The following is a 19,251-nucleotide window of genomic DNA, read 5'->3' as shown; positions in this document are numbered from 1 at the left end:
ACGCTGTTGGGTTGGTTCTCGCCATTATTATAGCACGCTCCACGTGCTGCCACCATACGGAAACAACTAATCCTGTATCTCACGATTTACTGCGCCTTCGCGCAAACGCAGAGCGAGAACGCAAGCCGGAATATCCGCTGGGGCATCGAGCACAGCTTTATGGACGGAACCTCTGGCTATGCGGAGTTTGTCTGCTTTGGATATAAAAGGGACCGGGACGGTGCGCTTTGTCCCGATGAACCGAACGCCTCCATCGTTCGCCGGATGTTTGAGATGCGGGCCGCCGGTGCTAGCCTTGGTGCAATATCAGATTGGTTGTATCAACAGGGCGTTCCCTCCCCACGAGGAAAAGAGCGTTGGAGCCGAGAGACCATCAAGAAACTGCTCCAGAATGAAAAATATATCGGGAGTGTGTTGCTCCAGAAAACCTTCCTGAACTGCTGTTCCGCTTGCTTGATTTGCCAGAACTAACGGAACAAGAGATTGCAGACTATTTATCGTTATTTGATGTAGCCTATCAGCATTCTGCAATCACAACCAACGACCTTTTACAGAAAACGCAGAAGTAACAGACGCTCTACATGAGGAATGTGCGTTAGTTTTGCTCGGTTGGTAGAGAATTTCCTAAAATATCTTTTTTGGAACAACATCCCAACAAAAGCTCGTTGAAACGACAAGTTTCAACGAGCTTTTTTCTACATTATGGCAAAAGTGGTAACAATCTGGTAACTTTGACCCCAAAATGACCCCAAAACGGGAAAACGACTGCGCCCGGACGGTTGAACTTTTCAACCGCCCGGGCGCTTTTTGTGGATAAATCTTGCGGAGTTGGCAGGTAAATATAGGAGCGGTCAACCTGCTTTGACGAGTACCAGCACGCTGTTGGTTGGCACGACGATCTGTTCCTGTTTGGTGGGAATGGGTGGGTTCTTATATTGGCGTAGGGCTTTTTGGATTTGCTGCTTGACTTCGCGCAGGGCGGCGTCTAGTGTTGGCGCTTGTGCGGTAACTTTGGGGAAGTCCGGAACATGGGCGGTGCAGCCGTCCGGGGATAAGGTGCAGAGTACAGGGTAGGGCTGGTTCTCCACAGAGATGCTGTACTGCATCCCGAACATGTCGTTCATCTTGTCCATTTCGCGCCGCTTGTGTTCGTCCATGCTGTGGACATAGGTGTCCATTGTGAACGCCACAGAGTAGTGACCGAGGATGGCTGACAGGGTCTTGTAGTCCATGCCGCGCTCCAGCGCACGGGTGGCGAAGGTGTGGCGCAGGGCGTGGAAGGTAAAGTGCCCGATGTCAGCATCTTTCAACAATCGGTCGTAGTAATCCTTGAAGGTTTTCTGCTCAAAGTAGTGACCAAACTCGTTGGTGACGATGAAGCCATCGCCGGCGTACTTATCCCCTGCCCGAATCTTATCCTGCGCCTGCTGCTGTTTCCAGCGGGTAAGCTCATCTACCATTGTGCGGGTCAGCGGAATCGTGCGGCGGGAGTTTTTCGTTTTGGGTGTGCCGAATACGATCTCGGTTTTGTTCTCGCCGTCGTGGGCTTCGTACTTGGCAAGACGGTTGATGGTACGGCGGACATGAAGCTGTGCAGTGCTGAAATCAATATCTTCCCATTTCAGCGCCAGTAATTCTCCCATCCGTAGCCCTGTACACAAGTCCAGCCGGATGAACACGCCATAGCGGTGGCGGTAGCTGGCTTGCACCAGCGCCCGCTGCTGGTCGTTGGTAAATACACTGATTTCGGGCTTTTCTCCGCCGGGCAGGGTCACGGCATCGCAGGGGTTGTAAATCAGCAGACGCTCTTTCATGGCTTGCTGTAAGCACTTATGCAATGCCATGTGGTAGTTGCGCAAGGTCTTGGGGGATAAGCCTTCCTCGCGGAATTTGTAGTTGTAAAACTCCTGCAAGGTGTGCGGCTCTAACTTCTTTAATAAAATCTTTCCCAGTACACAAAAGTGCTTGTTGAGATAACTGCGGTAGCTGGCATAGGTGGACTGTTTAACGGTATCTTTCATGTAGGTGTCCAGCCAGTATTCATACCACTCTCCCAGTGTCACGGACATCGGATCGCGCCAGCCCTGTGTGCGGACTTCATGGGCTTGCTGCTGCAAAATGGCGATTGCCTCTTGCCGGGTGTTGCAGCAGGTGGATGTACGCCGGGGCTTGCCTGTTTTGTAGTCGATTCCGACAGACAGCCGCACCTCCCACCGTCCGTCTGTTCGCTGACGGATGTTGCCCTCGTTATGCCCACGGCGCAGGGCTTTTTTGGATATATCTTTCACGCTGCATCGTCTCCTTTCGTGACACAAAGACTACCACAGGTACGACCACAAAGCTATTCATCAGACCCGACAATCTTCGGGTTCTCGTTTTGGGCTTTATTGACCTTTTGCCGTTCCAGCCAGTCCAGTAACTCATCCCGCCGCACCAGCAGTCGGTTTCCAATGTGGAATGCCGGGAAACTCGCGTCATGGAATATGCGGTAGGTGGTCGAGCGTGAGATGCCGAAGTAAGTTTGTACTTCCTTGGGGCTGACAACATTGGGTAAATTTTGAAATTCCGTGTTCATGGGTTCCTCCTATGTAAGTAGTGAAAAAACGCTTTCACTATATGGCCACTGGGAAAGGGCAAAAAGTATCGCAGGCTTTTGAGATGTAATAATTTGTAATAAAATGTCGACACTATGTAGCCAGTGGGAAGGCGCAAGATTTGACCTGTATCCAACAAAAATTTTCATCAAAATTAAAATAGGCAAGCCGCAGATTAAAACGGCTTGCCTGTTTTAAGTGACGATGGTGACGGTAGTGACGATGTTTATGGGATATGGGTAGGGGTATGCAAGAAAGACCGTCACCATCGTCACCACCGTCACGCTTATAGTGAAATGACGCTTGCGGTTTACTACTGCTCGAAACAAAAACAATGATACTACGAGAAACACAAAAACAGAATGACGCAGATGACGCTAATGACGCTGAATCTGGGATATGGTATAGGGCTATCCTCAAAACAGCGTCACAAGCGTCATCAGCGTCACTATCGTCACGCAGGAACTGTGCCGGGGGTCTGGGGTACACCCCAGAAATGTGCATGTGGATGACCACATGCTATGCTAGCAAAACACATCTACTCCCAAGACGATGTCAAATAAACCCGATACCCATACAAATCCGTATATTCCCCAAAGTGAATCGACGCTTGATTCACGCTGTCCATAAAAGCGAAAAAATCCTCAAATCAAACCCAAAACCTCAGAGTGAATCAGTTGTGATTCATCCAAAAATCTTGACTCGAAAAAGTGAATCGGTTCTGATTCATTCCCTGCGGTAGCCAGCCAAAAATTACAATTGCATCACGAAAATTACAATACGCAGATTCCACGGCACGCTATACTGGATACAGAATTCATTTGCGAAAGGGAGGAAAACTGTATGCGTGCAAAATTGAGCAACTTACAAAGCATCCCGCAGGTGGTTGCGGAGATGACGCTGGATGAAAAATTGGATATGGTGGGGTGCTACCGCGCCTGCCACACACGGCCTATCCCGGATATGGATGTGCCCGCCATCTATCTGATGGACGGCGCGACCGGGCTGAATGGCACCCATGTGGTGCTGGACTACTTAACAGACCCCTGCCGTGCCGATGACCCGCGTACAGCGTATGCCACGCCGGAAATGGTGGCACTGAACCGCGTTGATCTCAACGAGGCCGCGGCAAAGTACAAGGGCGATGCACTGATGACCGACCTTGTGGAGCAGGCGGCAAAATACCGTCCGGGCGGTCGGCAGCATATCAGCTTCCCGTCGGGCATCAACATCGGCGCGTCGTTTGACCCGATCACAGCCGAGACCATCGGCCGCGCGGTCGGACAGGAATTGCGTGACGCGGGGGTGGATGTCTGCTTTGGGCCCAACGTGGATATTGCCCGCGACCCGCTGGGCGGCCGTAACTATGAAATGTACGGCGAGGACCCGGAGTTGGTGGCTCAGACCGCGGCAGCCTTTGTACGCGGTATGCAGAGCGCCGGCATTGCGGCCTGTGCCAAGCATTTTCTCGCAAACAATCAGGAAACGAACCGCAACACAACAAGCTCCAACCTTTCAAAACGGGTTATGATGGAACTGTATGCCCGTGGGTTTGAGGCAGCCATCGAGGATGGTCACGTCCTGTGTATCATGAGTGCCTACAACGCCGTGAACGGAGAGTTCACCTCGTATAGCAAAAAGCTGCTGACAGATTTGCTGCGCGGGGAACTGCACTTCGACGGCGCCATTGTCAGCGACTGGGGCGCAGCCGGGCAGAACAAGGAAGGTACGCTGGCGGCGGGTATGGATTTGATTCAGCCCGGTCCAAACGATATGACCGCCTGCAAACAGGCGGTGCAGGAAGGGCGGCTTTCCGAGGAAGTTCTGAACGATCGCGTGACCCATATCCTGCAGCTTATCGTGGAGATCAAACAAAATCAACGCCGCATCCCCGCGCAGTATGACGCCGATGCACTGCTGCAAACCGCCTGTAAAACCATTGAAGACGGCGCGGTGCTATTGAAAAACGAGAATGGCGTCCTACCGCTGGCCGAGACCCAGCGTGTTGTGTTCTGGGGGGCGCGCAGCCGCGACACACTGGAGTGTGGCAGCGGCTCCACGGCGGTGGAGACGGCCCTGCACAGCAATGTGCTGGACGAATACCGCAAACTGCGCGGCGCGGCGGCCTTTGAGGAATGGACCGATGCCGACACGCTGGTGTACACGGCGGCTGCCCCGGCCGGGGAAAATGTGGACCGCGAAAGCATGGCGGTAGAGGAACAAGACCGCACCCGCATGACCGAGGTGCTGAAGCAGGCAAAGCAGAAAGGCATGAAAACCGTCGTGCTGTTGAATATTTCCGGACCGGTAGAGATGGCGGACTGGCTGCCTTACGCGGATGCAGTGCTTTGCATCTTCATTCCCGGCTGCATGGGCGGCGTGGCAGCGGCACGTCTGCTGACGGGGCAGGCCGAGCCGGGAGGCCGCCTGCCGGTGACATTCCCGATTCGTTACGAGGACACGCCCGCCTACCCAAACTTCCCCGGTGAGGGCAACGATGCCTACTACGGTGAGGGCGTGTTTGTGGGCTACCGCAGCTACGCAAAGCGCAAGCTGGCTGTGCAGTATCCGTTCGGATACGGCTTGAGCTACACGGATTTTGCCGTGGAACTGTGTGAAAATGACTTCCGCTGGGATATGCGCACACAGGAGACGTTGAATGTGCCTGTGCGGGTAAAAAATGTCGGCAGCCGCCCCGGCAGCGAGGTCGTGCAGATTTATACCCGCGAGGAAAAGCCCCATATGCTGCGCCCCGACCGCACACTGGTGGGGTATGCCAAGGTGCGCCTTGCCCCCGGTGAGGAAACAATTGTGAATGTATCGGTCAGCAAAAAGGCATTGCGCTGCTATGACGCACTACTGGATAAGTGGGTGCAGCCTATCGGGGCGCACAAGCTGTATCTGGCATTGTCGGCGGAGAACATTTTGGCACAAGCCCCGCTGATGATAGAGGGTAAGAACCCCTATCCCTTGAACGGTGAAAGCACAATTGGGGAAATTCTTGAAAATCCGCGCGCAAAAGAAATCGTAAATCAATTCACGAACGGTATGTTCGATATGATGCCGAAAGAAACACTGGACTTCATGGTGTACCGCAAGCTGAATGATATTCTGTCGGTGGGCATGATTCAAGTCATCCCCGACACAGTAAAACTGAGTGCAATTCTGCAGGGGCTGTATGACCGGCTTGCAGAACTATAAAGGAGGAAACAAGATGAGCTTTCCGAAGAATTTTCTCTGGGGTGCGGCCAGTGCTGCTTACCAGATCGAGGGTGCCTACAATGAGGACGGCAAGGTTCCCGGTATCTGGGATGCTTTGAGCGCCGGACACGTAAAGCACGGCGAGAACGGCAACATTGCCTGTGACCACTACCACCATTACAAGGAGGATGTTGCCCTGCTGAAAAAGCTGGGCGTCAAGGCGTATCGCTTTTCCGTCAGCTGGCCGCGCGTGATGTCCGGTCCCGACACGGTCAACCCCAAGGGTCTTGCCTTTTACAGCGACTTGGTGGACGAACTGAAAGCAGCGGGCATTGAGCCGATGGTGACGATTTTCCACTGGAATCTGCCCATGTGGGCGCACGAAAAAGGCGGCTGGTACAATGCGGAAATCAGTGATGATTTCGCCAACTACGCCCGTGTAGTGGCGGATGCTTTGTCCGACCGGGTGCGGTTCTGGTTCACCGTCAATGAGCCGACGACCTTCATCGGCAACGGCTACTTTACGGGGGCGCACGCGCCGTTTGAAAGCCTGATGCAGGAGCAACCCGCCGTGATGATGAACAAGCTGGCGGCGCTGACAAAAAATGTGCTGCTGGCGCACGGCAAGGCGGTTCGCGTGCTGCGCAGCCGCGCCAAGCTGGCCCCGAAAATCGGTATGGCGCTGAACGGCAGTGTCTACCTGCCGGAGAACGAATCGCCGGATGACATAGAAAAAGCCCGCACCCAGATGTTCCCGGAGCAGGCATTCTTCTCGCATTTCAACTGGTGGGCAGACCCGGCCGTTCTCGGCTGTGTCCCGGCGGGTCTGCAGCCATTCTTCACGGCGGAGGAACTGAAGGTCATCTGTCAGCCGCTGGACTTCTTCGGCTTTAACTGCTACAATGCCTCCAACTATGATGAGTACATGGGTCCCAACCCCGCCGTTACGCCGGGTATGCCCCGCACGGCAATGGACTGGCCCATTACGCCGGATGCTCTGTACTGGGCGGCACGTTTCCTGACGGAGCGCTACCATCTGCCCATTATCGTCACGGAAAACGGTATGGCAAACATAGACTTCGTCATGAGCGATGGCGCAGTGCATGACCCCCAGCGCATCGACTTTGTCAAGCGCTATTTGGCAGGTTTACAGCGTGCCGTGGACGAGAACATCCCGGTGATCGGGTATCTCTACTGGTCCATCATGGACAACTTTGAGTGGGCGGAGGGCTACGATAAGCGCTTTGGTCTTGTGTATGTGGACTATCAGACCCAACAGCGCATCCCGAAGGATTCGTTCTACTGGTATGCGGATGTAATCAAAAACAACAGAATATCATGATTCGGTATGGTGTTGCCTGCGATATTGCATCGGGGTAACACCATATTCTTTTTTGAATACGTTCTGAAAATAGCTCTGGCTCGAAAAGCAGAGGTAGCTGCTGATTTCGGCCAACGTCATATCGGTATAATACAAAAGGCTTTTGGCTTCTTCCAGCCGACATTCCGCAATATAATTGCCCAATGTCTGACCGGTTTCTTTCTTAAAGAGATTCCCGGTGTAGGACACACTGCGCCCGATAGAGGCAGCCACATCGTTAAGGCTCAAAGGGGTGTTCACATGATTGCGGATGTAGGACATACAGGTGTATACCTCGCGGCTGATACCCGCAGGCAGGCGCAGTTCTCCGAGGCGGCGGCAGAAATCCATTGCAGCGCTTAATTGTAAACGATCAATTTCCGGCACTGTCGCGGCGCGCTCACAGTCCAGCACATAGCTGTCTATCAGCTGGTAGGTTAGTTCGACGTCCATTCCGGCAGGGATGGCGGACATCATACCGATTTTCGTGATGCAACCGATGAAAATGTTTTTTGCCTGCCGCAGCGGGGTATCAGCCATTGTGCCGTGGCCCACCCGGGCTGAACTATCCTGCATCAGAAAAGCCATTAACCGCTCCGGGTCGCCCTGCCGAATCAAATCGTAAAACATCAATTCCCACTGGTAGCTGTTGTGGAATTTCTCATTTTCCTTGCGCTCCAGCAGGTTCTCGACGGTATCGCGGCCAACAGTAAAGCTGTCGCGGTCGTTCGTCAAATCAAAGTAAACAGCAGGGTCCAGAATCTCGCCGTCCATGCAGTAGTAGAGATACGCGGCCTTGTCGAAAAATTCCAGCAGACTCAGATTGGGTGTGGCCTCCAGAATGGTATCGGCTGCGTGGCGCTGCGCAGCCGGGATTTGATTTTCTGCCATAAAGGCATCCACAAGGCTTGAATTGAGCCTTGCGTTATAGACAGGACCGATAACGATCCGCCAGCCGCCCTTGATCCGGATGGAAGCATAGCCTGCATGGCTGGGGGTGGTGCAGATGTCCAGCATCCGTGCAGGGTCACGGGCAGCAAACAGTGCAGCTGTGTTGCGCTGCGGCTCCACCGGGTACTGCAGGTGACAGGTATCTTGTTTGTCGTATAGGGAAAATGCGATCCCCTCGGCCCGGAAAAACAACATACAGAGATTGGTGATGCGGATATAGCGTGCGGTATCCACGGGGCAGACCTCCCACAGATTGATAATTTGATTTTACAATATCAAGTCAAATAATGCAATATGCACGGAGCGGCAGATGCTATACTAAATTCAGAAACACGGGAAGAGTTCCCGAAAAAACAGGAGGAAGACAATATGGCATTTGGTAAAAAAGTGCGTCCCACTGTGGATAAGGACGGCGCAGCGCTCGTAATGCGCAAGCGCGACTATCTTGCGGACTTCTCCGGCCAGTTGGGTCTGGGTCTTATGGCAAACCTTGTAGGTCAGCTGCAATACTTCTACACCGATAAAGTCGGGATTGCAGTCGGCTCCGTGGGTGTGGTCATGGCCATCGCCAAGGTCGTGGATGCGCTGACGGACATCTGGTTCGGCAATATCATTGACCACTCCAAGGGCGGCAATATGAAGTATTACAAGTGGATGCTTCGTATGGCGGTCCCGGCCGCGGTTATCACGGTAATGATGTTCACGGTTCCCATCCAAGCCGGTCAGATTCCGGCTGTCGCTTACGCACTGGTGACAAACCTGCTGATTACAGCGGTCATCTACACAATGATTGCCACACCCTTTGCGGCAACCATGATCGTGCGCACCAGGAGTCAGCAGGAGCGCGGCAACATGGGCATTCTGCGTGCGGTCGGCAACTATGCCTCCGGCATGGTCATTGCCATCGCAACGATTCCCGTCACGAATATGCTGGGCGGCACGCAGGCGGCGTGGATCAAGTACGGCGCGGTCATTGCACTGATCGTTCTGCTGAGCTTGCTCATCTGCTACGCCAACGGCAGCAAGGCTATGCGTAAAGCGGTCAAGGGTGACACCGCAGCAGCAGAGCCGGAGGAAGAACCCGTTGAATTCCTTACGGCAGTCAAGTGCCTGTTCGGCAACAAATACTGGGTCATCGTGCTGTTGTTCAACTTGATTACAGCGGTTTCCTCGGCCGTCGCTTCGTCGTCCGGCGCATACTACTGCAAGTGGATTTTCGGCAATGATAATCTGGTAGCCATTGCCGGTTCGGCCGGTCTGCTCTCCACGTTTTTAGGCTTTGCACTGTCCAACCCCATCATCAAAAAGCTGGGCGTAAAGGGAACCATCAATCTGGGTCTGCTGGGGTATGCAGCTTCCTGCGCAGTGCGCTGCTTTGTACCGACCAATCTGGCAGCGTACATCGGCTCCAGTCTGGTAGGAAGCTTTTTACAGATCCCTTTGATGTGCCTGTACGGCGTTCTGTTGGCAATGGCGGTCGATTACAATGAGTACAAATACGATAAAAAGTTGGTGGCCGTCTCTTCCGGTGCGATCGGCTTCGGCAACAAGGTCGGCGGCGGTCTGGGTGCGTTGGTTCTGGCACTGTTCCTGATGATTGGCTCCTACGATTCCACTTTGAGCACTGCCACCACCTCGATGCGCTATGCGATCTACGCATTTTCCAACTATCTGCCCATCGTACTGAATGTGGGTATGTTCTTGATTTTCCGCGGCTTCGATCTGGAAGAAAAACTTCCCGCCATGCGTGCGGAAGTTGCCAAGCGGCATACACAAAAACCGGAGGAATAAGACCATGAAATTCACGATTCCCGCAAATGCACCGGCAAAGCCGTTCCATAAGCACTGGCAGTTCTGCGTCGGCAGCGGTCATGCCGCGTTGGCCATGCGCACGGATTACTGTGAGCAGCTAAAACAGATTCACGATGATTTAGGCATTGAGCGTGTACGCTTTCACGGAATTTTCAGCGATGATATGCATACCTATGACACCATGTCCACGGTCATGCCGATGCCCGGCTCCGAGCAGGTGCCGTTCTATGAGAATAGCTTCCGCCTGCCGGGACTGGTCTATGACAATGTGCTGAAAGCCGGCATGAAGCCCTTTGTGGAGTTGAGCTTCATGCCCAGCCCGATGGCCAAGCGCCCGACACGCGGCACCTTTTACTGGAAACCATGTATTGCCCCGCCGAAGGATGAGGCACAGTGGCAGGCGTATATTCAGAAATTTGTCCGTTTTCTGCTGAACCGCTACGGCAAAGAGGAAGTGGAAACATGGTTCTTTGAGGTCTGGAACGAGCCGGACCTCAAGACGCCGTTCTTTGACGGCACGCAGGAAGACTATTTCCGTCTGTATGAAATCACCGCCAAGGCTGTCAAAGCAGTGGATGATAAACTGAAGGTCGGCGGTCCCGCCACCAGCAACAGCAAGTGGGTCGCGGCGTTCGTGGACTACTGCAAGGCCCATGATGCGCCGGTGGACTTCATCACGACCCATCAGTATGCAGGAGATCCCATCAGCGAGGTGTGTGACCAGAAAGACGCGGATCACATGAAGGACACTGCGGAGATTCAAGCGGAATACAAGGTCGATTTTACCCAGCTGTTTGCCGGTTTAAAGCCGGAGGATGGCTTGCTGCCAATGTTCCGTCGCACGATGCCCGACAACACCGAGACGGATGACCTGAATCGCGATCTGCTGCGCGATGCCGCCGAGCAGGTACAGAAGCAGGCTGACGGTTTGCCGGTATACTATACCGAATGGAACGGCTGCGCAACCTTTGGCGCGCGCGGTAACGATACCCGTAAGGTAGCCGCCTACGATGTGCGCGCGGCTCTCAGTGCGGAGGATTTCATCGACGGATCCAGCATCTGGTGCTTCAGCGATATTTTTGAGGAACTTCACCCCTTCCCGGAGGAATTTCACGGCGGGTATGGTCTTGTGACCCAGCACGGTATCGCAAAGCCGCTTTTCCACGCACTGCGCCTGCTGGGGCAGGCTGGGGATAAACGGCTGGAGCTGCCCGGCGCACTGGACGGCGAGGTGAGTGTGGCAGCGTTCCGCGATGCTGCCGACACACAGCTTACCGTGGTGGCTACCAAACAGAACCTGCACCACTTTGCAGGGCAAAGCATCCCGGCCACCCCGGTGGAGATCGAGGTCGAACTGGACGCAAAGCCGCAGAGCGTGCAGCTTTGCCGCATCGACGAGGAACACGGCAACCCGCTGAAGTGCTGGCAGGCAATGGGTGAGCCGGAGGACATGACCCCGGCGCAGGTACAGCAGGTCATTGATGAAAGTGCAGTGGACTACGCCCCGGCTCCGTATGAATATGCGGATGGCAAACTCACCGTAAAGACAGAGCTTGTCACCAACGACTTGGCTTTTATCCGCATCGTAAAGGCAATACCGCATAAATTCTAAGTGCCAATACGGCGAGCGAGGTGCGGCAGCTGCTAAGCCAAAAGCGCAGATAATACTGGATGTCTTATCGAGCATTTTGGCAACGCAGATGCTGTGCCGCAGCCGCCGGAGTGGTGCTTAAGCCATTAGGCGGGAATTATGCGGTGTTGCCTAGAATAAAACTGCGGGGTGCATCCGATCGATGCACCCCGTTTTGCGTAAGAGGGAGTTATTATGATATTGGATTTTAACGCCGATTGGCGCTTTTACAAGGCAGATGGAAGCTGCCGCACCGTGCATCTGCCCCATGATGCCATGCTGGAGGAACCCCGGCAGGAAAACTGCCAAAACGGCAAGGACTGCGGCTATTTTCCGGGCGGGAAATATGCCTATGAAAAGACATTCTCTCTGCCGGGGGAGCACCTGAATGAGGCACTGACATTTTTGTTTGAGGGCGTGTATCAGAATGCGGTCGTTTATCTGAACGGCGAAAAAATTGCCGAGCACCGTTACGGTTATACGGAATTTACCGCCGATGCCACCGGAAAAGTGCGTACCGGGGAAAACACCCTGCGCGTCACGGTGGATAACAGTCTGGAACCCAACTGCCGCTGGTACACGGGCAGCGGCATCTACCGCCCTGTGCATCTGATGGTAAAGCCGAAAGACGGCGTGCGCCCGGTAAAGATCCGCACGGTGTCGATTGCTCCCGCCGTAGTTGAGGTGCAGACCGAAACCGAACACGCGGCGGTGGAAATTTGGGATGGTGCGCAATGCGTGGCAAAGGGGGCGCCGGGGGTCATCGAGATCCCGCAGGCTAAGCTGTGGGACGCCGAACACCCGAACCTGTACACCTGCGTGGTCAAGACCGAAAACGATGAGGAATCCGTCCCGTTCGGTATCCGCACACTGACATGGAGCGCAAAAACCGGTCTGTGCGTCAACGGCAAGGCGGTCAAACTGCGCGGCGGGTGCATCCACCACGATAATGGCATTTTGGGCGCCTGCGGCTTTGCCGATGCCGAGGAACGCCGCATCCGCATTATGAAAAAGGCGGGTTACAACGCCGTGCGCTGCGCCCATAACCCGGCAAGCCGCGCCCTGCTGGATGCCTGTGACCGCCTTGGTATGTATGTGATGGACGAAGCCTTTGACGGCTGGTACACACCCAAGACCTACCATGACTATTCCCGCATTTTTGCCGAAAACTGGCAGGATGATTTGACCACTATGATTGCCAAGGATTACAGCCATCCCAGCGTGATTCTGTATTCTATCGGCAACGAGGTGTCGGAAACGGCTTTCCAGCGGGGCGTGGAAACGGCTGACAAGCTGACCCGATTCGTACACGCGCTGGATGATACCCGCCCCGTGACAGCGGGCATCAATGTGCTGCTGAACGTCTACGCACAGAAAGGCATTGGCGTGTATAAAGAAAGCGGTTCCTACAAGCCGGAGCCGCTGCCGCCCAAGCAGCCGGAGGAGAAAAAGAAAGAGTCGGGTTCTGCGTTCTTTAATATGGTCACGCAGAATCTCGGTCCGCTGATGTTTTACATGAGCAAGGGCAAAAAAGGCGACGCCGCCTGCCGCGATGTGGCGGAAAAGCTGGATGTCCTCGGCTTGAATTATGCGGCTTCCCGCTATGAGGACGACTGCAAAAACTATCCGAATCGCTTGATGGTGGGCAGCGAGACGATTATTGGCGAGCTGCCGTACAACTGGGCGCAGGTGCAAAAGCATACAGCGCTGATTGGCGATTTTGCATGGGCGGCCATTGATTATCTGGGCGAAGCGGGCATCGGTCAGATGATCCCGCAGGATACGCCGGGTCTGCCGATTGCGGCGGGCAGCGGTGCGATTGATTTAACGGGAAACATTACAGCGGAAAGTTATTTCCAGCAGGCGGTGTGGAGTCTGCGCAAAGCGCCTTACTTGGGTGTGCGCCCGGTCAACTGGAACGGCAGAAAAATGACGGGCAGCGCGTGGCGTATGACGAACGCCGTGGAAAGCTGGACGTGGCCCGGATGTGAGGGGCAGAAGGCCACGGTGGAAGTGTACAGCGATGCAGAATTTGTGGCGCTGTACTGCAATGATAAGCCGGTTGGCAAAAAGCGCACAAAGAAATTCCGCGCGATTTTCAAGCTGCCCTACCGACCCGGCACACTGAAAGCCGTGGCACTGGATAAAAGCGGAAACGCCCTTGGAGAAACCACACTGCAAACAGCGGGACAGAAAACCCGGCTGCACCTCGCCCCGGAGAAAACGACCTTGCGCGCAGACGGTCAGTCACTCTGTTTTATCCCCATCACGCTGACCGATGCGGCAGGCATCTGGAAACCGTGCGCCAACGCAAAGGTTCATCTGGAAATCGAAGGTCCGGCTGCCTTACAGGCCCTCGGCAGTGCTACAACACAGACGGATGAAACCTACCTCGGCAGCAGCCACACCACATGGCTCGGACGCGCTTTGGCTGTCATTCGTGCCGGAACCGAGCCGGGCAAGGTGCGCGTCACGGTCACGGCAGAAGGGTACGAGCCGCAATATGTGGATTTGACGGTGAAGTAAAAAAGGCGGGCTTTAATGCTAAAATTGTACGATTTAACAACAGAATACAAACGCGAACCGCTGGGCTTGGACGAGGCGCAGCCCCGCTTTGGCTGGAAGCTGGACAGCGACCAACAGGACACCGTGCAGGCATCCTACCGACTGCAAATCGTGCAAGGCGTGGATGTTGTGTGGGATTCCGGCACGGTGGCGAGTGCGCAGAGTATTCTGAACGAGTACCTCGGTCCCAATCTTGCGCCACGCACCGAGTACGACTGGACGGTTACGGTATGGGACAACCACGGCGAAACCGCCGAGGGCACAAGCCGGTTTGAAACAGGCTTGCTGAACGGCAGCGCGTTTGAGGGCAAGGCGCAGTGGATCACCCACGCGCTGGACAAAGCCAGCCCCGTCAGCCCGGTGCTGTATAAGGACTTTGTCGTGCAGGGCAATGTCAAAAAAGCGCGTCTCTACGCAACCGCCTTGGGTATGTATGAGGCGGAGATCAACAGCGAGCCTGTGGATGACACTTATTTCCACCCCGGCTGGACAAACTACCGCAAGCGCCTGCAATACCAGACCTACGCCGTAACGCTGCACAGCGGCAAAAACCATCTGGCGCTGACGCTGGCGAACGGCTGGTACAAGGGCAAGCTCGGCTTTATGCCGCAGCCCAACCACTACGGCGACACCACCGCCGCACTGACAGCGCTTTGCATCACCTATGAGGACGGGCATGAGGAATGGCTCGGTACCGATGAAAGCTGGCTTTGCACGACCGGTGCGGTGCAGGCTGCGGAAATTTACGATGGCGAAACGCAGGACTTTACGGCAGACCCCGCCGCACCACAGCCCGCCAGACTGTTTGACTACGGCTTTGACACCCTCATCGGGCAGGAGAACGAACCGGTCCGCTGCCTGCAAAGGCTGCCTGTTGTCAAGGAATTTACTGCTCCCAACGGTGACCACCTCTTTGACTTTGGGCAGAACCTGACCGGCTGGGTCGAGGTGAAAATTTACGGTGACAAGGGGCAGAAGCTTACCCTGCGCCACGCCGAAGCGCTGGACGAAAATGGCAACTTCTACACCGAAAACCTCAGCTGGGCGAAGGCGACCGACACCTATATTTTGAGCGGCGGCAAGCAGACGCTGCACCCTCATTTTACATGGCACGGCTTCCGCTATATTTGCGTGGAGGGGCTGCAATACGGGCAGAACGTGCAGTTTACGGCGTGCCATCTCTCGACGGATTTGGCACAGACCGGTCATTTTACCTGCTCTGACAAGCGGGTGAACCGTTTGCAGCAGAACATCCAGTGGAGCCAGCGGGATAACTTTTTGGATATCCCCACTGACTGTCCGCAGCGCAGCGAACGTCTGGGCTGGACAGGTGATGTGACGGCGTTCTGCCCCACGGCGGCGTTCAATGAGAACATTATGCCGTTTATGACCAAGTGGCTTCGTGACTTGGCCAGTGAACTGGGTCCCGATGTCAGTATGCCGCAGGTCGTGCCGAACATTATGGGCAACCAGCAGGACGGCGCGGCGTTCTGGGGCGATGTGGTGACCGTGCTGCCGTGGACACTCTACCGCGCCTACGGCGACAAGCGCATTCTGCAGCACAGCTACGACAGCATGAAGCACTGGGTCGAGTTTATCGAGAACCAGTGCGGCGAAAACGGGCTGTGGCAGACGGGCTTCCAGTACGGCGACTGGCTGGGGCTGGACGCCGAGGCGAATGCCTTGGGTGATGAGCGCAAGGGCGCGACGGATGACTACTTTGCTGCCAATGTCTGCTTTGCGTGGAGCTTGCAGATCCTTGCGGATACCGCCGCCGTTTTGCAGTACACCGAGGACGCGCGCCGCTGGAGCCGCCGCCGTGAGGAGCTTGTGCGGGCGTTCCACGCCGAGTATGTGACCCCCACCGGGCGTCTTGTCAGCGAAACGCAAACCGCCCTGATCCTGGCGCTGCACTTTGACATGGTGCCGGACGAGTTCCGCCCGCGCCTTTTGGACGCGCTGGAAAAGAACATCGGTGCGCATAAAGCGCATCTGCTGACCGGGTTTATCGGCACGCCCTTTGCCTGCCTGACCCTGTCCGAAAACGGCAGGCACGACCTTGCCGGCAGGCTGCTTTTGCAGGAGGACGACCCCAGCTGGCTGTATGAGGTCAAGATGGGTGCCACCACCATCTGGGAGCGCTGGAATTCCATCCGCCCGGACGGCAGCTTCAACCCCGCCAACATGAACAGCCTGAACCACTACGCCTATGGCTCCATCGGAAACTGGCTGTACACCAAGCTGTGCGGGCTGGAAATTCTGGAGCCCGGTTACAAGAAGTTTGCCCTGCGCCCGCAGTTTATCAAGGGCATCACCCACGCCGAGCTGACCTACGAGAGTGTCTACGGCAAAATTGCCATTGCGTGGCGGTGCGAAGGCGGCAAGATCACGGTGGATGCCACGATACCTGCCAACACCACTGCCGAGCTGACTCTGCCCGAACAGACCGAAACGCTGACCTTGGGCAGCGGCAGCTACCACTACGAGTACGCCACCGAAACCAGCTTGAAAATAGACCGCTATTCGTTGGAAACCCCGCTGCGCGTCATCATGGAACACCCGGTGGCGCAGGCGATTTTCCGGCAGTACGCGCCGGAATTTCTGGAAAATCCGATGTTGGAGTATGTGAAAGACGGGCCTATTACAGCCCTGCTTGCATACGGAGAATCCATGCGCCCGCTGTTTGAGCAGGTGCTGACCGCCATGAACCAAGCTGATAAGCGGTGAGTCTGTATAAATTATACTACGCCCAACACGAAAACTGCAATCGCAAGTTGTACTCTCCGGGGTTAAGTTGTACGCATCACTGTAGGATTACAGCATAAAAATCCGAATTTTATGTTTTGCGGATAAGATAGGATTCGTATTTGCTTTTTTAGTATTTAATTTATTTAGTATTTATTTGTGCAGGCTTTTCCTGTACAGGTGAAACCCGTCTGGGCAAAGCCTGCACAGGAAAAGCCGTTCTTGGGTAAGAAAGCCCCAAAGGCGGGGAATTTGGGGCGGTATTTGGCTGGACAGGCACCGCGTCGATGCGGTTTGAATGCGCCCAAACAAGGGCGTTTCTCGCGGTGACAGGGGCGGTGTGCGAGGATGGTGTAGAGTTGGTTTGCGTACAACTTCTTGCTGGAGGGTAAAACTTATATACGGATTCGTAGGGCTTTTCACTGGCAAGAACCCAGTGATGCTCGTATTCATGTTTCTCAATGAGACCAAAGCTGCGCATTTATTTGAGCGTTGCGAGTCAGAATCTGTCTTGCAGATTTGCCCCCAAAACTGCCCCCAAAAGGGGTTGGGACGGGTTAGCACCGTATAGTACCCTTTTATACACATGGGACAAAATCTATTCCGAGCCTTGGTACGCAACACCACCAAACCCGACAAAACAACACTGTAACGAACGATTTTTAGATTTCTCATAACCCGGAGGTCGCAGGTTCAAGTCCTGTCTCCGCAACCAACAAAAGCTCGTTGAAACGACAAGTTTCAACGAGCTTTTTTCTACATTATGGCAAAAGTGGTAATAAGCTGGTAACTTTGACCCCAAAATGACCCCAAAACGCAAAAATAACTGCGCCCGGGCTGTTGAAATTTTCAACAGCCCGGGCGCTTTTGTGGATAAATTTTGCGGAGTTAGCAGGTAAATATAGGATCGGTCAGTGTAGTCAGCTCGCCTTGACGAGTACCAGCACGCTGTTGTTTGGTACGACGATCTGCTCCTGTCTGGTGGGAATCGGCGGGTATTTGTACTGGTGCAAGCCTTTTTGAATCTGCTGCTTGACTTCCAGCAGGGCGGCATCCAATGTAGGGGTCTGCACTTCAATTTTTGGAAAGTCGGGAACATGGATTGTGCAGCCGTCCGGAGATAAGGTGCAGAGTACAGGGTAGGGCCGGTTCTCTACGGAGATACTGTACTGCATCCCGAACATATCGTCCATTTTGTCCATTTCGCGCCGCTTGTGTTCGTCCATGCTGTGGACATAAGTATCCATTGTGAACGCTACCGAGTAGTGACCGAGGATGGACGACAGCGTTTTGTAATCCATGCCGCGTTCCAGTGCGCGGGTGGCGAACGTGTGGCGCAGGGCGTGGAAGGTAAAGTGCCCGATGTCAGCATCTTTCAACAAGCGGTCGTAGTAATCCTTGAAAGTTTTCTGCTCAAAGTAGTGTCCAAACTCGTTGGTGACGATGAAGCCATCGTTGGTGTACTTATCCCCTGCCCGAATCTTGTCCTGCGCCTGCTGCTGTTTCCAGCGGGCAAGCTCGTCTGCCATTGTGCGGGTCAGCGGAATCGTGCGGCGGGAGTTTTTCGTTTTGGGTGTACCGAATACGATTTCGGTTTTGTTCTCTCCGTTGTGGGATTCGTACTTGGCAAGGCGGTTGATTGTACGCCTAACATGAAGGTGGGCGGTAGAAAAGTCGATGTCCTCCCATTTCAGAGCCAGCAGTTCACCCATGCGTAAGCCAGTGCATAAATCCAAGCGGATAAATACACCATAGCGGTGCCGATAGCTGGCCTGAACCAAGGCGCGCTGTTGGTCATTGGTAAAGACGCTGATTTCCGGCTTTTCTCCGCTGGGCAGGGTGACGGCCTCGCAGGGGTTATAGACGAGCAGACGCTCCTTTACGGCCTGCTGTAAGCATTTGTGCAGAGCCATGTGGTAGTTGCGCAGGGTCTTGGGCGATAAGCCTTCCTCACGGAATTTGTAGTTGTAGAATTCCTGCAGGGTGTGCGGCTCCAGCTTTTTCAGCAGAACATTGCCCAGCACGCAAAAGTGCTTGGTCAGGTAGCTGCGGTAGCTGGCATAGGTGGACTGTTTGATGGTGTCCTTCATATAGGTGTCCAGCCAGTATTCATACCACTCTCCCAGTGTCACGGACATTGGATCGCGCCAGCCCTGTGTGCGGACTTCGTGGGCTTGCTGCTGTAAAATGGCAATGGCTTCTTGTCTTGTGTTACAGCAGGTGGATGTGCGTCTGGGCTTACCAGTCTTGTAGTCGATTCCGGCGGATAGCCGAACCTCCCACCGCCCGTCTGTGCGCTGACGGATGTTGCCCTCGTTATGCCCGCGGCGCAGGGCTTTTTTAGATGTGTCTTTCACGGTGCATCGTCTCCTTTCGTGACACAAAGACTACCA

At 54.6% G+C, this 19,251-nt stretch carries 11 protein-coding genes; 7 read left to right on the top strand and 4 right to left on the bottom strand.

The genetic code is table 11. The annotated features are described in order from the left end of the window. Positions 1-159: 159 nt before the first annotated feature. Positions 160-471, top strand: a complete 312-nt coding sequence (locus NE623_RS13950) for a recombinase family protein (RefSeq protein WP_256273397.1) — start codon at positions 160-162, stop codon at positions 469-471. 380 nt (positions 472-851) lie between these two features. On the opposite strand, the gene NE623_RS13945 is transcribed toward NE623_RS13950, so the two are convergent. Then, positions 852-2,288 (bottom strand): tyrosine-type recombinase/integrase, encoded by a 1,437-nt coding sequence (locus NE623_RS13945; RefSeq protein WP_256273398.1) that lies wholly within the window; start codon positions 2,286-2,288, stop codon positions 852-854. A gap of 53 nt (positions 2,289-2,341) precedes the next feature. Beyond that, a complete protein-coding gene (locus NE623_RS13940; protein ID WP_256273399.1) occupies positions 2,342-2,575 on the bottom strand; it encodes a helix-turn-helix domain-containing protein in 234 nt (77 codons plus the stop codon). 862 nt (positions 2,576-3,437) lie between these two features. On the opposite strand from NE623_RS13940, the gene NE623_RS13935 reads away from it, so the two are divergent. Further along, complete coding sequence (locus NE623_RS13935) at positions 3,438-5,795, top strand: beta-glucosidase (protein WP_256273400.1); 2,358 nt, start codon at positions 3,438-3,440, stop codon at positions 5,793-5,795. Between the two features lie 13 nt (positions 5,796-5,808). Continuing rightward, the gene (locus NE623_RS13930) at positions 5,809-7,137 is read left to right on the top strand and encodes a glycoside hydrolase family 1 protein (RefSeq protein WP_256273402.1); all 1,329 of its coding nucleotides are present in this window, start codon (positions 5,809-5,811) and stop codon (positions 7,135-7,137) included. On the opposite strand, the gene NE623_RS14970 is transcribed toward NE623_RS13930, so the two are convergent. Then, the gene (locus tag NE623_RS14970; RefSeq protein WP_256273404.1) at positions 7,132-8,340 is read right to left on the bottom strand and encodes a helix-turn-helix domain-containing protein; all 1,209 of its coding nucleotides are present in this window, start codon (positions 8,338-8,340) and stop codon (positions 7,132-7,134) included. The genes NE623_RS13930 and NE623_RS14970 overlap by 6 nt on opposite strands. A gap of 135 nt (positions 8,341-8,475) precedes the next feature. On the opposite strand from NE623_RS14970, the gene NE623_RS13920 reads away from it, so the two are divergent. From NE623_RS13920 to NE623_RS13905, 4 genes are all read left to right on the top strand, one after another. Then, positions 8,476-9,897 (top strand): MFS transporter, encoded by a 1,422-nt coding sequence (locus NE623_RS13920; RefSeq protein WP_256273406.1) that lies wholly within the window; start codon positions 8,476-8,478, stop codon positions 9,895-9,897. Positions 9,898-9,901: 4 nt separating this feature from the next. Further along, positions 9,902-11,530: a GH39 family glycosyl hydrolase gene (locus NE623_RS13915; RefSeq protein WP_256273407.1), complete on the top strand. Its 1,629-nt coding sequence runs from the start codon at positions 9,902-9,904 to the stop codon at positions 11,528-11,530. A 213-nt stretch (positions 11,531-11,743) separates the two neighbouring features. Then, the gene (locus NE623_RS13910; RefSeq protein WP_256273408.1) at positions 11,744-14,074 is read left to right on the top strand and encodes a glycoside hydrolase family 2 TIM barrel-domain containing protein; all 2,331 of its coding nucleotides are present in this window, start codon (positions 11,744-11,746) and stop codon (positions 14,072-14,074) included. Between the two features lie 15 nt (positions 14,075-14,089). Then, complete coding sequence (locus tag NE623_RS13905; RefSeq protein ID WP_256273409.1) at positions 14,090-16,840, top strand: family 78 glycoside hydrolase catalytic domain; 2,751 nt, start codon at positions 14,090-14,092, stop codon at positions 16,838-16,840. Positions 16,841-17,778: 938 nt separating this feature from the next. Here NE623_RS13905 and NE623_RS13900 read toward each other — a convergent pair. After that, entirely contained in the window at positions 17,779-19,215 is a 1,437-nt protein-coding gene (locus tag NE623_RS13900) for a tyrosine-type recombinase/integrase (RefSeq protein WP_256273410.1), read from the bottom strand. Positions 19,216-19,251: the final 36 nt, after the last annotated feature.

Origin of the sequence: Gemmiger formicilis, assembly GCF_024462815.1 — a bacterium.
Taxonomy (GTDB): domain Bacteria; phylum Bacillota; class Clostridia; order Oscillospirales; family Ruminococcaceae; genus Gemmiger.
The sequence above is the reverse complement of the archived record's forward strand: the minus strand, read 5'-3'. Positions and strand labels throughout refer to the sequence as shown.

Excerpts from the sequence above, each read along its gene's own strand:
- NE623_RS13950 (WP_256273397.1), top strand. The coding sequence starts at position 160 with ATGGACGGAACCTCTGGCTATGCGGAGTTTGTCTGCTTTGGATATAAA.
- NE623_RS13940 (WP_256273399.1), bottom strand. The coding sequence starts at position 2,575 with ATGAACACGGAATTTCAAAATTTACCCAATGTTGTCAGCCCCAAGGAA.
- NE623_RS13935 (WP_256273400.1), top strand. The coding sequence starts at position 3,438 with ATGCGTGCAAAATTGAGCAACTTACAAAGCATCCCGCAGGTGGTTGCG.
- NE623_RS13930 (WP_256273402.1), top strand. The coding sequence starts at position 5,809 with ATGAGCTTTCCGAAGAATTTTCTCTGGGGTGCGGCCAGTGCTGCTTAC.
- NE623_RS13920 (WP_256273406.1), top strand. The coding sequence starts at position 8,476 with ATGGCATTTGGTAAAAAAGTGCGTCCCACTGTGGATAAGGACGGCGCA.
- NE623_RS13915 (WP_256273407.1), top strand. The coding sequence starts at position 9,902 with ATGAAATTCACGATTCCCGCAAATGCACCGGCAAAGCCGTTCCATAAG.
- NE623_RS13910 (WP_256273408.1), top strand. The coding sequence starts at position 11,744 with ATGATATTGGATTTTAACGCCGATTGGCGCTTTTACAAGGCAGATGGA.
- NE623_RS13905 (WP_256273409.1), top strand. The coding sequence starts at position 14,090 with ATGCTAAAATTGTACGATTTAACAACAGAATACAAACGCGAACCGCTG.